The sequence below is a fragment of the Exiguobacterium sp. SH4S7 genome (assembly GCF_004336795.1).
Lineage (GTDB): Bacteria > Bacillota > Bacilli > Exiguobacteriales > Exiguobacteriaceae > Exiguobacterium > Exiguobacterium aurantiacum_A.
In genome coordinates, this window is the sequence record NZ_SJUT01000005.1 from 86,413 (window position 1) to 101,139 (window position 14,727).

General features: G+C 53.8%; 13 protein-coding genes and 1 other annotated feature (1 of these 14 only partly in view). All 13 genes read right to left on the reverse strand.

Going from position 1 to position 14,727, the window contains the following annotated elements; genetic code table 11:
- Nucleotides 1–54: 54 nt before the first annotated feature.
- The gene (locus EVJ29_RS10570; RefSeq protein ID WP_131505090.1) at nucleotides 55–1,221 is read right to left on the reverse strand and encodes an MFS transporter; all 1,167 of its coding nucleotides are present in this window, start codon (nucleotides 1,219–1,221) and stop codon (nucleotides 55–57) included.
- Nucleotides 1,222–1,363: 142 nt separating this feature from the next.
- Complete coding sequence (deoD, locus tag EVJ29_RS10575) at nucleotides 1,364–2,077, reverse strand: purine-nucleoside phosphorylase (RefSeq protein ID WP_016508372.1); 714 nt, start codon at nucleotides 2,075–2,077, stop codon at nucleotides 1,364–1,366.
- A 15-nt stretch (nucleotides 2,078–2,092) separates the two neighbouring features.
- Nucleotides 2,093–2,800 (reverse strand): response regulator transcription factor, encoded by a 708-nt coding sequence (locus tag EVJ29_RS10580; protein WP_070328894.1) that lies wholly within the window; start codon nucleotides 2,798–2,800, stop codon nucleotides 2,093–2,095.
- A complete protein-coding gene (locus tag EVJ29_RS10585) occupies nucleotides 2,797–4,548 on the reverse strand; it encodes a sensor histidine kinase (RefSeq protein WP_070328893.1) in 1,752 nt (583 codons plus the stop codon). The genes EVJ29_RS10580 and EVJ29_RS10585 overlap by 4 nt, the downstream gene beginning before the upstream one ends.
- Nucleotides 4,549–4,650: 102 nt before the next feature.
- A complete protein-coding gene (locus tag EVJ29_RS10590) occupies nucleotides 4,651–5,859 on the reverse strand; it encodes a M48 family metallopeptidase (RefSeq protein WP_070328892.1) in 1,209 nt (402 codons plus the stop codon).
- A gap of 95 nt (nucleotides 5,860–5,954) precedes the next feature.
- Entirely contained in the window at nucleotides 5,955–7,043 is a 1,089-nt protein-coding gene (locus EVJ29_RS10595) for a PQQ-dependent sugar dehydrogenase (protein WP_236633512.1), read from the reverse strand.
- A gap of 35 nt (nucleotides 7,044–7,078) precedes the next feature.
- Nucleotides 7,079–8,539 carry an MDR family MFS transporter gene (locus tag EVJ29_RS10600; protein ID WP_131505091.1) on the reverse strand — a complete coding sequence of 487 codons (1,461 nt, stop codon included), beginning with the start codon at nucleotides 8,537–8,539 and terminating at the stop codon, nucleotides 7,079–7,081.
- 63 nt (nucleotides 8,540–8,602) lie between these two features.
- A complete protein-coding gene (locus tag EVJ29_RS10605) occupies nucleotides 8,603–9,322 on the reverse strand; it encodes an ABC transporter ATP-binding protein (RefSeq protein ID WP_131490644.1) in 720 nt (239 codons plus the stop codon).
- Nucleotides 9,309–10,109 (reverse strand): hypothetical protein, encoded by an 801-nt coding sequence (locus EVJ29_RS10610; RefSeq protein WP_070328888.1) that lies wholly within the window; start codon nucleotides 10,107–10,109, stop codon nucleotides 9,309–9,311. The genes EVJ29_RS10605 and EVJ29_RS10610 overlap by 14 nt, the downstream gene beginning before the upstream one ends.
- Nucleotides 10,110–10,112: 3 nt before the next feature.
- Entirely contained in the window at nucleotides 10,113–10,679 is a 567-nt protein-coding gene (locus EVJ29_RS10615) for a nitrous oxide reductase accessory protein NosL (protein WP_201739011.1), read from the reverse strand.
- Nucleotides 10,666–11,856 (reverse strand): right-handed parallel beta-helix repeat-containing protein, encoded by a 1,191-nt coding sequence (locus tag EVJ29_RS10620; protein ID WP_131443902.1) that lies wholly within the window; start codon nucleotides 11,854–11,856, stop codon nucleotides 10,666–10,668. The genes EVJ29_RS10615 and EVJ29_RS10620 overlap by 14 nt, the downstream gene beginning before the upstream one ends.
- A gap of 147 nt (nucleotides 11,857–12,003) precedes the next feature.
- A complete protein-coding gene (locus EVJ29_RS10625; RefSeq protein ID WP_070328885.1) occupies nucleotides 12,004–13,299 on the reverse strand; it encodes an ABC transporter substrate-binding protein in 1,296 nt (431 codons plus the stop codon).
- A 180-nt stretch (nucleotides 13,300–13,479) separates the two neighbouring features.
- On the reverse strand, nucleotides 13,480–14,463 hold the full coding sequence (asnA, locus tag EVJ29_RS10630) for an aspartate--ammonia ligase (RefSeq protein ID WP_070328884.1): 984 nt from the start codon (nucleotides 14,461–14,463) through the stop codon (nucleotides 13,480–13,482).
- Nucleotides 14,464–14,528: 65 nt separating this feature from the next.
- Nucleotides 14,529–14,727: a binding site (T-box leader), on the reverse strand (it continues 43 nt past the right edge of the window).

The following is a 14,727-nucleotide window of genomic DNA, read 5'->3' on the forward strand; positions in this document are numbered from 1 at the left end:
ATCAGACCCGACCATTTTGAACGTTCAGCCGTTGCTGCTTGATACGTGCCCATCTCACCCGGTCTTGTTTGAAACGACACGTTTCCTTGTCTGCTCGATCACAATCAAAAGCAGGCCCGCTAGCAGCAAAACAATCCCGGTCAGCGTGAATTTCTGCGTTAACGAGACGGACAGCCACCCTAAGAGAGCCGAACCCACGACCGTACCGAGCGAGAAGAACGCATAGAAGTAGCCGTATGATTTGCCGCGATTGGCACTGTTCGTCGCTTTGATCAACATCGTGTTGATGGCCGGGAACAAAATAGCGAAGCCGACGCCATAACAGCCGAGCACGAGATAGAGCAGATTTGCGCTACCCGACAAACCAATCAGAATTTGACTAATCCCAAGGATGCCGATCCCGAGCGCAGCCAAGCGCGCCGGTTCGAACCGGTCGAAGATACGGTTCGTCGGCAAGACGAACACGAGGACGGCAGCAACGCCAAACGTGCTGAGCAACGTCCCGCTGAGCCGTGAGTCGTAACCGAGCGCTTGCACGTAAAGCGGTAATAAATAAGCGAGCGCTCCTTGCGAGAACATTAATAAAAACGCCCCGACATACGCTTTGACGACGTCACGCTCTAGCGTTTTCGAGCCAACCACTTCGCGCCGGTCCTCATGTTTAACAGCGAATCGCAACCGCTTTAACACGACGAGGGCAAGCAAAGCCACAAGCACGCCATACGCCGCCACGTACGTAAATACGACCGGGACCGATGTGCGGCTGGCCATGATGCCGCTGAACGCTGGTCCTAGAATCGCCGCCAACCCGACGAAGCTCCCGGTGAGCGCCACTTTTTTCCCTTGTCGATTGGCCGCGGTCAAGTTCGCGGATAGCGTAAACGCAGCCGGTACAATCAAGCCGGCCACGAATCCGTGAACGACACGCACCACCAATAACATCGAAGCATCATCGACAAGGCGATACATGAGCAGACTCGCACTCGATAACACTAAACCGACGAGTAAGATTCGGAACGGACCGAACTTGTCCGTCCAAACGCCAGACAAAATGTTTCCGAACGTGTTCGACAATGAATAGATGGCAATGACGACACCGGCGATGAACGGCGTCGCACCGACTGAGGTCGCGAACGTGCTCATGACGGGAAGTTGGGCAAACAGATCAAAAAACGCAAAAAAGACGATACTATAAATCACAAAAGCGGATGGTTTATTCACGGAATTCTCTCCTTAGCTCAGCACCTCCACGGACACTGAGTTTTCAGCTTCAGTCTAGCTTGCCGGTTCCGCTTTGTATAGACACGTTGGCACACTGACACAAAAAGTCCCTACAAACGTTGCGTCTGTAGGGACTTATGATTTAGTTCGTCACTTCGACTGCTGTGTCGAGGGCGACACGAATCATCTCGTCGAACGTCGATTGACGCTCTTCTGATGTCGTCTCTTCACCCGTCAACAAGTGGTCAGAGATCGTGAGGATCGTCAAGGCGTTGACTTTATGTTTCGCCGCGAGCGTGTAAAGGCCGGCTGCTTCCATCTCGATTGCGAGGCAACCGAAGTCCGCCCACTTTTTGAAGTGGTGGAAGTCATCTTGGTAGAACTGGTCGGCCGTGAAGATTTGACCGACTTTGACCGGGATGCCCGCTTTCTCCGCGTTCATATACGCACGATGTAGGAGGTCGAACGTCGCTGTCGGTGCGTAGTCCATGCCATCGAACCGGACACGGTTTTGTCCCATCTCACTCGATGCGCTCATCGCGATGACAACGTCACGCACTTTGACGTCTTCTTGAATCCCGCCGGCTGTACCGACACGAATCAAGTTTTTAGCACCGTACGACATGATCAATTCGTTGACGTAAATCGACATCGACGGCACACCCATACCTGTCCCTTGAACAGAGATGCGTTTGCCTTTATACGTACCTGTGAAACCGTACATGCCACGCACTTCGTTATACAGTTCGACATCCTCTAAGAACGTCTCGGCGATGTATTTCGCGCGCAACGGATCTCCTGGAAGTAATACCGTTTCTGCGATTTGTCCTTCTTTTGCCCCAATGTGTACACTCATGATAAAATTCCTCCTTTAAAGTTGTCGTTGGTAGTCTTCCCGATATTCGTTCGGGGTAACACCAACTTGTTTTTTAAAGACTTTTCGGAAGTATTTGTCGTCCGAAAAACCAACCGCTTGGGCGACTTCATAAATACGTTGTCTACTTGTTTCAAGGAGACGCTTGGCTTCGAGCATGCGGATCGACAGCAAGTACTCGGATAAGTTGACGCCATACTGCTGCTTAAAACGACGCGATATGTATTCGCGGCTCAAGTAAAAGCGCTCGCTCATCCCTTGCAAGCTGAGCTCTTCCGCATAATGACGCTCGATAAACGCACCGATTTGGAAGATTGGGTCTTCCTCGGCTGGACAGACGTCCGCGAGGGCACGTTCGAGCGTATCGTTCAACACGTCCGGATCAATCGGTTTCAGTAAGTAATCGAAGCTGCCGAGCTGAATCGCGCGCCGCATATACGAATACTCATCGTACCCGGTCAACACGATCAGCTTTACCGACTCCACCTCTTGATGCACCCATTCCATCAACTCAATCCCGTTGCAGCGCGGCATTTGAATATCCGATAAAACCAAGGCCGGGCGCTCTTTCGTGATAATCCGTTTCGCTTCTTCGCCGTCGCTCGCTTCGAACACTTTCGTGACGCCGAGACGTTCCCACTCCCCAAGCAATTTGACCGCTTCCCGTACCGGCGACTCATCGTCGACGATCAATACTTTCGTCATGACGCACCCGCCTCCTTCACGGCCGGGAAACGCATGACGATGCGGAATCCGCCGGTCTCTGGTGTAGCCAACATAAACTCAGCCTCCCGATTATAGTTTAACATGAGTCGATCGCGAATGTTCTTTAAACCGGTGCCTTCCGCACCATGAATCGGTCCTGTCGACCGTTCGATCCGTTGTTGCAGGGCGTTCAGCTCAAAGTCCGAGATCGCTCGCCCGCTGTTCTCACAACGGATGATGAGGTCGGCTCCCGTTTGACGGATGTTTAAGCAGAATCGATTGGCCGCCGTCGCCCCGTCCCGCTCAAACCCATGTTTGAAAAAGTTCTCCGCGAGCGGTTGGAGGATCATCTTCGGAACGATCAAGTCGAGCAACGCGTCCGGGACGTCGACCTCGACGTCGAACTGATCGGGGAAGCGGACCTGTTGGAGCCGAACGTACGAATTGAGATGCTCGACTTCGCGCTTGAGCGTCACCATCGACTCGTCCGGGTGCATCGTGTACCGCATCATCGAGGATAACTGTGTGATTAAGCGATAAACCGTTTTACCGTCCCCTTTTAGGGCGAGCGTCCCGATCGACTGCAGCGCATTGAATAAAAAATGCGGGTTCGTTTGTGCCTGCAGGGCGCGCAGTTCGTTCGTCCGATTTTCGAGTGCCAACCGATATTCGCGCTGAATCAAGTCATCGATCCGTTCGATCATCCGTTTGAACTGCCGACCAAGGACGCCGAACTCATCATTTCCCAGGGAATCGAACGAAACGGTCATGTCCCCTTGCTCGATTCGCCAAATGTTCGACGTGAGCGTTTTAATCGGCGTCGTCAAACGCATCGATGCGTATGTCGCCCCGATCAACGCTAAAACGAGCGAAACCATCCCGACGACGAAGATGATGAATGACGTCCGGGATGCCGGTTCAATCAACAACCGATCCGGAATCGATTTCCCGACATAAAACGTTTGATTTTCAAACTCGAACGATTTAATGATCCGATGATGTTTCCCGTCGACCGACATCGACTTCGCCGCCACAGTGTCCGGGATGTCCTCGTCCCCGAGCTTGGCAAACACTTGATTGTTCCCGCCAATAAACCAAAGGCTTTCCTCCGGATTGTTTTGCAACGACGCGAGTTGTCCGACAAACACGTCTTCCGGTATATCGATCGAGAGAATCGCGAGCGGTTTATCCGTCTCGATCTTGTCGAGCCGGAAATGGAGCGTCACGACCTCTTCTGCCGAGACGATCGGTCCAAAGTCATGGTACGGGACGAGCGGATGCGACGCCTCGAGCAAGACACGGCTCTCTTCATACTTCAGCAATTGTTGTTGAATCGCACTCGGTTGTTTTTTCGAACGTGGTGACACTTTCATTTTATAGGCGGCGAACGAGTCCATGTCTTCAAGCATGAGCAATTGAATCTGTGCGACATCCTCCCGTGATAAGTACATACCAAGAAGGGCCCGCCGAACTTCAAGCTCCGTCTGCTCGAGTGACAGCCCGGGACCGTATTCAAGAATGTCGAGGACGTCCCGATTGGCGTATAGGCTCGTCGGCAGGCGGCTCAAGTCAGAGATGTAGCGTTCGATCTGCAACGTCCCGCGCTCGAGTGACCAGTCCGTGAGCTCGAGACCGCGCTCTCGTTCCCGGTCTTTGACGTACCAAAATGATATGACGGTCGCTAAAATAACCGGAACGATGATCGTCAATGCGATCATCCCGGTCAATTTCGTACGGATGCTCCTCACCGACACCCCTCCTCTTGAAGATTATATCACGGGTCATGCAAGCGTTTGCAATCCCAACATAAAAAACTCGTCCCTCAGTTTCCCGAGAGACGAGCCAGCTGTTCATTCATAAGAACGTAGCAGTTCTATAATCCCAAATTCGTGGCTCCAATCTTTCGCCACATCGATCGGTGTCATACCATCGTCATTTTCTATGGTGACATCTGCCCCGCTTTCGAGCAAGAGCACTAATGAATCGTAGTCCATTCCATCGTTGTACAGCAAGTTATGGAGCGGCGTATCGCCATAACTGTCTTGCATATTGACATCTGCCCCATTCGCCAGCTCTTCTCGAATCGCATCGGCACCTGCATTGTCGTACGCCAATTCTTGGAGCGGTTCTTCCGTCATTTCACCAGCGAACCCTTCGCTGAACGGTGAAGCGGCGAGGCTCGTGAACCCATCACTCATGACGAGCCACGCGATGATGGCCCCGTTGACGAGCACGGTGACGACAATCGTTCCGATGATTGAGGCTTTGACATAACCAGCCGTCTTGAACATCGGCACGTTCGCCTCACCGGCATGCGTGGCGATAGCGGCGATCCGTTTCGGCAATGTCGGATGCGTCGAGATCAGTTCGCTATATTTGGCGATGAACCCGTTCTCACGACTTGCTTCATATAAATAGTCAAACTCGTTCACTTCTTTGGCGAGCCTTCCACCGACGGCGAGGATAGTGAGCGCCCGTTTTGAAGCCGCTTCGTCTTGAATGTAATGGGCGGCCATCCGGTCGCACGTATATTCGCAAGCGCGTGAATACGCTGTCCCTAAAAATGGGACGATATTCCCGAGCAAGACGAGCCACTGTTTTTGGACGTGATTGCGGCGGATGTGGGCGAGTTCATGCGCGATGACGAACTCGACTTCTTTCGTCTGACCGTTCCGAGACAGTTCCACGACGTCCGAATACAAGATGATCATATTCTTTTGGAAGAATCGGGTCGCGAACGCGTTCAAGACCCCGCCCGCCTGTAAAATATAGACGTCTGGCAACAAACGGATGCCCATCCCTTGTCCGACGCGCTGATACATCTCATGCAGGTCGGCGAATTGTCGCTCCGTCACTTTGACCCCGTTCGTCCGAATATAGCCGATTTGAATCCAGTGCGCGAACATCGACAGCGAGACGATTAGCCCGATGATCCACAGGAAGATACCGAGTGAGGCAATCGTCAAGACGATGCCGACAATGATCGTCAGGATGCTCATCGCGACGAGCAGTCCGAAATACAATTGTTCGTGTTTATGTACCAATTTTGAATGATCCATGTCATTAACTCCTTCATTTTCCAATTAACGTCTTTATTATACGTAATCTCACAAGTAATACAACAAAAAAATAGAAACTGACGAGATGTCAGTTTCTAACGTAATTCCAACATGAACAGTTGATCGTCTTCCGCTCCCGGATTTCCCCGGCCGTCCGTATTGTTCGTGATGTAATACAGACGGTCGTCTTCTAACCAGACGTCCCGGATGCGCCCTTGATCCTCGACGAGCGGAACGACTTCGCGCGTCTCACGGTCGATCGCGACCAAACGATTTCCACGCAACGTCGCCATATAGACGTACTGTTCGTCGGCAACGATGCCAGATGGCGCCCATGACGTTCCTCCGACCTCAAACCAAGGCGTCTCGAGACCGTCTTCCGTCTCATCGGCCTCGATGATCGGCCACCCGTAGTTGTTGCCTGGCTCGATGATGTTCACTTCGTCATGACCGGACGCCCCGTGTTCGCTCGCATAGAGCACGTCTTCGATGACGGTCAACCCTTGCGGATTCCGATGGCCGGACGAATAAATCCAATCGACCGGGTCCCCTTCGCCGGACAACGGCACGCGCAGGATTTTCCCGGCAATCGACGTCTCATCTTGAGCGAGGTCTGGGACGAGTGCGTCTCCGGTCGTGACCCAAATCACGTCACCGTCGAGTAATAAGCGTCCGCCGTTATGGAACTGCGCCCCGGGTATGTCTTCCAAGACGATGTCCGTCTCTTCAAATCGTTCTCCGTCCCACGTCAATTCGACGACCCGGTTCCGCACATCCCCAGGTGTCCCGTACGTATGATAGGCGTACAGCTGTCGCGACGTCGCAAAGTCATCCGCGAGAGCAAGACCGAGTAGTCCGCCTTCCCCGATTTCAAGCACATCTTCAGTCAGCTCGACCGGTTGACGCGAGACGTTACCGTCAGCATCAATGACTGCAATCGTTCCCCCGCGCTCTGAAACAAGCCAACCGTCCTCGGTTCGTGCAATCGACCATGGGACGTCGAGCTGTCGTGCAATCGATTCGTTCGCCCCAACCGATAACGCGTCATCTTCGTTCGGCGCCCCTTCCGTCGATTCAGCCGGTTGTTCGATCGGGGTTTCCTCTTCTTGGACCGCATCGTCCGCCGAATCAGACGCACAACCGGCAACAAAGACGAGTGACAACATGAGTAACCATCGTTTCAACGTGACCGCCTCCTTTCCCCCATCATACCGCGCTTTTAGGCGTCGCGTGAAGGTTCGGGTGGGCGAGCCGGTAACCGAAGCGCGATGAGCAAAGCGATGAACGCCGCGAGCGCCGCTCCGACGAAGACACTGTTCAGTCCCGAGGCGATCAACTGCTCACCTTGCAGACGGACGCTCTCGTCAAGCGTGGCACTCGCCGCCCGGTTGAAGAACGATTCGAGCGAGACACCGCTCAACGTTTCGTCGTTCCGGAATCCGCTCAAGACGATAAAGTTGAACATCGCCCCGAACACCGCGACGCCGAGCGTCTGTCCGACCGTACTTAAAAATGAGTTCGCCGCTGTCGCTGTACCGCGCTGACGGTATGACACGACCGTCTGCAACACGACGATGAACATCGGTTGTGACAAACCGAATCCGACGCCGATGATGGCGACGGCGAGGTACACCCAGACGTCCGAACTCGATGGAGTCATCAGCGTCAAGATGACCGTCCCGATCAAGAGCAGGCCCATCCCGAAGACAGCCCGTCGTCGCGGTGATGCCGCTCCGAGCGTCCGTCCGCCGATAATCGACGTGAACGTCCATGCGACCGAGAGCGGCATGAGCATGAAGCCCGCCTCCGTCGCCGATTTACCAAGTACAGCCTGCGCCCAAATCGGAATGTAGGCTGACATCGAGACGAGCACCCAAGCAGCAAAGAAGACGGCCCCGTTGATGGAAGCGATAATCGGCTGCTTCAACAGCTCGAGCGGCAGGAGTGGTGTCTTGGCCCGGCGCTCTGACATGAAGAAGCTGACGAGCAACACAAGACTGAATAGACCGCTGACGACGACCGGTAGCGTCAAGATGTTCGTTTCACTGAACGTGATCAAGGCGTACAAGAATGCGGTCGTCCCCCCAGCGAACAGGAGTGCCCCTTTTATATCGATCCGTTCGGTCGTCTCAGCGACCGTCTCTTTATAAAATGTGACGATCATGATGAACGATAAGAGCGCAAACGGAACGTTCAACAAGAACACGTAGCGCCAAGACAACGTCTCGACCAAAAATCCTCCGATGACCGGTCCGAGTACACCGGACACGCCCCACACCGCGCTTAAAATCCCTTGGATTTTGCCGCGCTCTTCATACTTATACAAGTCCCCGATAATCGTCATCGAGATCGGCAGGACCGCACCGGCACCAAGACCTTGCAGCGCCCGAAACACGATCAACTGCTCCATCGATGTCGCTAAACCGCATAAGAGCGAGGCAAGTGTGAACAGCCCGATCCCAAACAAGAGGACACGCTTTCGACCGAACAAGTCGGCGACTTTCCCGTAAATCGGTGTCGACACCGCGGTAAATAGTAAGAAGGCGGCAAATACCCAACTAACGAGCGCCGCGCCGTTCAACTCGCTCGCAATGACCGGCGTCGCGACCGAGACGACCGTCCCTTCGATCGCCGCCAAAAAAGTCGCAAGCAGTAGTGCGACCGTAACATTCTTTCTCATCTGTTCCATCTCCCCACAAAAATAGTGGCGCCGGAAGGCTCCGACCACCACTTCAACTGTCTATTATTTTGTGCGAGCGGCGTCTGTTTGACAAGCCTCAACTTCCGGTTCGAAAAAGAAGTTTTTAATTTCGGCGTAAGCGGCCTGTTCATCTTGAACGAGGACACGTCCGGCCAGCCGGCCGGCATCAAGCATCCAGACTTCGTCAGCAAGCCTCGCCGCCACATCGAGCTGGTGTGTCGAGAACACGACCGTCGTCCCGCGGTCGGCCTCTTCCCGCAACAGTCGGCCCAATACATGCATCCACGTCGGATCGAGACCGTTCGTCGGCTCATCTAGCAGTAAAATGTCAGGTTTCGTGACCAACGCTTGAGCGAGCAGGAGACGTTGCCGCATCCCTTTCGACAACATCCCGACCTGTTGCCGGGTCTTGGCGTCAAGCCCGACACGGTTCAATAGAGACGCATCCGGTTTGACTCCTTGAAGCAACGCGTAATACGCAAACGTCTCACCGACGGTCCACGACGGATCGAATGCGAAATCATCAGGCATATAACCAAACGATTGATTATACGATTTTCGACGGTCACGCGTCTCCCCGTTCAACGAGATATGACCGACACTCGGTGCGAGCGTACCGTTCATCATGTTCAGTAGCGTCGATTTCCCAGCCCCGTTGCTTCCGCATAAGGCGACGACCCGACCGTCGGCAATCGCTCCGTCAAGCGGATGGAGCGACCATACATCGCCATAGCGTTTACCGACCTGTTCAAGCTGAATCATGTCGTCCCTCCTGTCGAAGTAACCAAGCTGTCCCGAACCACAACACAAACACGACACTCAAGATCGCGATGCTGACGGTCAAACTACCGAGTGGGTCGCCGAGCCAGCCGATAAACGTTTCATAGACGGCCCCGAACAGGTCAGGTGCCGACAAGACCGAGCTCACCCAGACGCGCAGTAGCTCAAATCCGTTCAAAAACAGAAGCCCGACCATCGCACTCGCTTGCGACCCGTAAGGCAGCCAAGCAATCGTTGCCACGAGGAGCGTCGGCCAAAGTAAAACGAGGACGACCCAGACGATGAACGAGAGGAGCACGGCTCGAAGCCTCGTCCGTCCGACGACGCCGATGAACGTGCCGATTGCGGCACCGTACGCGGTGAGGCCGAACGCATACACCCATAGGACGAACCACGTCTCGAGCGGCATCGAAACAAGGAACGAGGCGAGCGCGAACGCAAGCGTGATGATGAGTCCTTGCGTCGCCAGGAATGCGCTGTAACGCATCCAGACCACGCGGCGCATCGACACCGTGAACGTCGAGACGAGTCGCATCCGCTTTGATTCACGCTCATTGCCCCACTGCAGTGCCGTCGTCAACATGACGAGGAGCGGTAACACGAGCCCGATCACCGTGACGAGTGTCGCGCTGACGTTCGTATACGCCGTCGCCACCGGGATTGCTTGGCCGAGACCACCCAGCAAGACGAGTGTCAGTACCCAAGCAAGCAAGAAGACGTAACTTTCTTTCTGACGCAGCGTACGGGACCATTCGATCCGCCATAACATCGCTTACTGCCCGTGACCGTCAGATGACTCATCCGAATCGTGCGCGTCACTCATGTCGCTCGCTTCGCCATCGTCGTCCGAATTCATTTTTTTATGACCGTTCATCTCGCCGCGTTCCCACGTGTGTTCTTTCAAGTCGTCTAAATCCATCACCATGCCGCCATTCTCTTCGGCATACGTCTCCGCGTCCGCTGCTTTTGCGAACGAGACGATGTTATAAGCCATCGGCGTTTTCGCTTCTTTATTATAGACAAACGTACCTTCATCTAAATCGACCCAGTCCATCGTATTGTAGTCTTTCACATACATCGCCGCGATGTCCTCTTCCGTTTGCTCAGGGTACCAGTCACGCATCAAACAACCGATATCGTCGAACGCATAGCCTTTCCCGTTGTCCATAATCGCTTCGGCAGCGAATTGTTTATCCATCACTTTCATCTTGCACACTTCACACTCGGTCTTGCCCCATTCGATATCGAACGGTTCCGCCGCAGCGCTCGAACACGCCCCAAGTGCGAGCGTCAAACTTGATGCGGCGAATAGTCCTGCCATTTTCTTATACGTAGTCATATCGTTTCCTCCCAAATATCCATAGTAAAACCATCATTCCGGTTAAAGCGACCGCTCCGAACGACCCGTTCCACTCGATGCGAAACGCGGACACAATTGGCCCTGCGTCCGTGAGTGTGACCTCGTCCGGGCTACGGAGCACACGTTCAAGCACGGTTAGCCCCGGGGCACCGTACAGCAACTCGAACGCTTCATATGAATCGGCCAATAAAAACAAGTACGGGTCGGCCCGAAACGGGATCTCACTGAACCCGTCGCGTGTCAAATCGAGCGTCTGTCCGCCCCAATCGTTTCCTTGAATCACATTGTCTGCCGACTCAAACGAGACGACCGGATACCGATTGCCGGTCAAGTCGTTCCCTGCCATCGTCATCCCGTTCGCCGACTTCAAGCGCAGTCCTACATCATTGCCGTTTACACCGTTGTCATGAATCGTCGTCCACTCCGATTTTTCCGCATAAATCCCGATCCGATTGCCGAAGATCGCGTTGGCACGCAACGTCGTCTCGACTGCTTCAAACAACATGATCCCGGTCGCCGTCGCGCCGACTTGGTCATGGATTTGTCCGTTCTCGATGACGACGCGCTCTGTCCCCATGATCATCGCACCTGCTCCGTTGCGCCGGAGGTTCGGCAAATTGATCGACACGTCTGTCGGAAACATGAGATGGACACCGTATCTAGCATCGGCAACGCTCGGTCGAATCAGCTGGTGACCCGACCCGTTCTCGATGTAGATCCCGTCACGGACTCGGTCGATGACCGCCCCTTTGATCAAAGCCGCTTCGCTGTTCAATAGCGAGATGCCCTCGTGTTGATTAGACCCCGAGATGACGGGACGGACGAGCCTTACCCCGTAGCTGTCTTCCACTACGATACCGGTCCCGGACGCTTCGACGGTCACATCGATCAGCTGATGGCCAAGCCCTGAGACTTGTATGGCAGCCACGTCCGTCTGCCGGCACTGTTCGACCAAAACATTCTCGAGCACCGCCCCGGTCCCTTCTAACCGAAACGCCGGTTCATTGCAGCTGACGAAGCGTTTCCCCGCACCGTCAAACGTCTCATTCGAACGGACCACGATCGGTTCGTCAAGCGTCACTAAATCGGACTCCGCGTGGACAGACGGGGCTGCGAACAACAAGCCGATGAGCAATCCAAGTTTTAGTTGTCTCATAACCCCTCCTCTTGATCAATCGCTTACAAAACATATTGTACGAAAACCTAGGGGGGTATGTGTGTGCTTTTTATGGGATTCCTGTGACAGTTTCTTCATAAAAAAAACACAAGCGGCGAAGGGGTCAGTTCGCTGCTTGTGTTTTCTTTATTTAGCTTTATCCATCCATACTTTTGTGAAGTCTTGGAGCATCTCGTCACCGGTCTTCTGACCGCCGACGTACGCTTGCATCAAGGCACCATACTCGTTGACCGCGCCGTCCGGATACTTGAACCAGTTCCATGAGATCGTCTTGCCTTCGTTCGAATAGGCAAGGATATCGTCAGCGAGTGGTCCGAGGTCGTTCGCTTCGATCGACTTGAACGCCGGGATGAACTTGAACTTGTTGACCATGTAGTCTTTTCCTGTGTCTGACGTCGCCATCCACTCGAGGAAGTCTTTCGCTTCTTCTTTATATTGTGAGTTTTTGTTGACGACCCAGTTATTCGGGACGCCGACCGGCAAGCGGTCCATCTTCTCTTTATCATCATTGATCGGAATCGGTACGAAGCCCATCTCGATGTCCGGATTCACGTCGAGAATCATCTGTTGGGCCCAGTTGCCTTGCTGGAGCATCGCTGTCTCGCCTTGGGCGAACTGTGTGACTTGCGTGTTGTAGTCCGTCGTGAGCGGGTTCTTGTTGCCGTATTTGATGGTCAGGTCGAACAGTTTCAAGAACTGTTGGAACTGCTCATTGTCTTCGAACTTCTCTTTGTTGTCGTTGAGCGCTTGGATGAACGCATCGGGATCATCTTGTTGTGCCATCGGGATGTTGAGCAAGTGGATGCCGAGAATCCAAAACTCCGCGTATCCGACCGAGAACGGGGTGATGCCCGCCTTGTCCAATTTTTCAGCCGCGTCCGTCAATTCAGACAGCGTCTTCGGCAGTTCACTGATGCCCGCTTTCTCAAACAGCTCCTTATTGTAGATGAAACCGTAGCCTTCAAGGTTCATCGGCATACCGTACAGTTTCCCGTCCATCGTCATCGGTTCTTTGGCTACTTCCGTCAAATCACCGACCCACTTTTCATCCGACAAATCTTCCAACTTATCTTTCCACGTCTGCGCTTCCGTGAAGCCACCGTTGTTAAAGATATCCGGTTCATTGCCAGATGCGAATTGCGATTTGAGCGCGGCACCGTAGTCGGCTCCGCCGCCGACCGTTTGAACGGTTACTTTGACGCCCGTCTCTTCTTCATATTCTTTCGCCATCGCCTCGAGGTCTTTAGCGATTTCGGCTTTAAATTGGAAGACGTTCAACGTCACATCTTTTGAGTCACCGCTATCCGCGTTCCCGTCAGCCGACCCTTCCCCTTCTGTGAGCGATCCGCCCCCGCAGGCAGCGAGCGTCAATACCATGCCAGCCGTCATCACAGCTGTCGATAATCTCCATTTGCGTTTCATCTTGCTTCCTCCCTCGGTGTGTAAGTCGACTAAAATAATCGATCCAATCAGTACACCCTTACTTTAAATGAAAACGCTTCCATTATGTAGGTGTCAAAATTGACGTGTAGGGTGGAAAATGTTGTACAGAAAACCAGGACTTTCTCGTAAGAAAGTCCTGGCTCATTTGCTTCTATATAATTACAACAGGCTAATTCCAGCTTCTTCGCACGCCGCGACCATCTCGCTCGGCCAGACCGACGATTGGACTTCACCGATATGACGGGCCCGGAGCAGATACATGGCGACACGTGACTGGCCGATTCCGCCTCCGACCGTAAGTGGGAGACGTCCTTCGAGCACGGCTTGATGGAACGGATACTTCCGCTTCTCTTCCGCGCCGGCTGTCACCAACTGCTCAGCGAGCGCTGTCTCATCGACACGGATTCCCATCGACGACAGTTCGAACGCCGTCTCGAGTTCTGGATGCCAGACGAGAATATCGCCGTTGAGCGACCAGTCGTCATAGTCAGCCGCTCGGCCATCATGTTTCTCTCCTGAGGCGAGCGCGCCTCCAATTTGTGAGAGGAAGACCGCGCCATGCTCTTTACAAATCGCATGTTCCCGTTCTTTTGGCGTCAGCGTCGGATACAGGTCTTCTAGCTCTTGGCTCGTCAAGAAGTGAATCGACTCAGGGAGAATCGCTTCGATCGCGTATGCCGACTCGACCGACCGTTCCGTTTCAAGCAAGGCCGCATAAATCGATTCGACGGTCGCTTTCAAATAGTCGGTCGTCCGGTGTTCCCGGGCGATGACGCGTTCCCAGTCCCATTGATCGACATGAAGCGAGTGTGTCGCGTCGAGTTCTTCGTCGCGGCGGATCGCACGCATCTGTGTATACAACCCTTCGCCAACTTTGAACCCGTACCGGCCGAGCGCTTCGCGTTTCCATTTCGCAAGCGACTGGACGATCTCAAGCTCATGTCCCGGATATTGTGTGTCGAACTGAATGATGCGCTCGACGCCGTTCAAGTGATCGTTGACTCCGCTCGCCGATGTGACGAATAGCGGTGCCTGTACTTGCGTGAGACCTAGCGCCGTGCTGAACTTGTCCTCGAACATTGCCTTTACCGCCGTGATTGCCTGTTGTTTTTCCTTCATCATGCTTGTTGCTGTCGTTGTCATTTTGTCTTCCTCCAATTGTGGGATTTGGGACGGAGCAATAGAAAAAAGCCCTCCAATCCCATGGACTATGGGACGGAAGGCTTCAAGCTCCGCGGTGCCACCCAAATTAGTAGACGAATCTACTCACTTTTTCGAGACGAACATCTCGTAGTTCCGATAACGGGGAACGGTCCGGCTACGTCTACTTGCAAAGCGTTCGGGTAGCGACTCCAGGAGGTTCTTCGACAGAGATTTCAGTCCGGGCTCTCACCTTCCCCGGCTCGC

Excerpts from the sequence above, each read along its gene's own strand:
- deoD (WP_016508372.1), bottom strand. The coding sequence starts at position 2,077 with ATGAGTGTACACATTGGGGCAAAAGAAGGACAAATCGCAGAAACGGTA.
- EVJ29_RS10580 (WP_070328894.1), bottom strand. The coding sequence starts at position 2,800 with ATGACGAAAGTATTGATCGTCGACGATGAGTCGCCGGTACGGGAAGCG.
- EVJ29_RS10590 (WP_070328892.1), bottom strand. The coding sequence starts at position 5,859 with ATGGATCATTCAAAATTGGTACATAAACACGAACAATTGTATTTCGGA.
- EVJ29_RS10600 (WP_131505091.1), bottom strand. The coding sequence starts at position 8,539 with ATGAGAAAGAATGTTACGGTCGCACTACTGCTTGCGACTTTTTTGGCG.
- EVJ29_RS10605 (WP_131490644.1), bottom strand. The coding sequence starts at position 9,322 with ATGATTCAGCTTGAACAGGTCGGTAAACGCTATGGCGATGTATGGTCG.
- EVJ29_RS10610 (WP_070328888.1), bottom strand. The coding sequence starts at position 10,109 with ATGTTATGGCGGATCGAATGGTCCCGTACGCTGCGTCAGAAAGAAAGT.
- EVJ29_RS10615 (WP_201739011.1), bottom strand. The coding sequence starts at position 10,679 with ATGACTACGTATAAGAAAATGGCAGGACTATTCGCCGCATCAAGTTTG.
- EVJ29_RS10620 (WP_131443902.1), bottom strand. The coding sequence starts at position 11,856 with ATGAGACAACTAAAACTTGGATTGCTCATCGGCTTGTTGTTCGCAGCC.
- EVJ29_RS10625 (WP_070328885.1), bottom strand. The coding sequence starts at position 13,299 with ATGAAACGCAAATGGAGATTATCGACAGCTGTGATGACGGCTGGCATG.
- asnA (WP_070328884.1), bottom strand. The coding sequence starts at position 14,463 with ATGACAACGACAGCAACAAGCATGATGAAGGAAAAACAACAGGCAATC.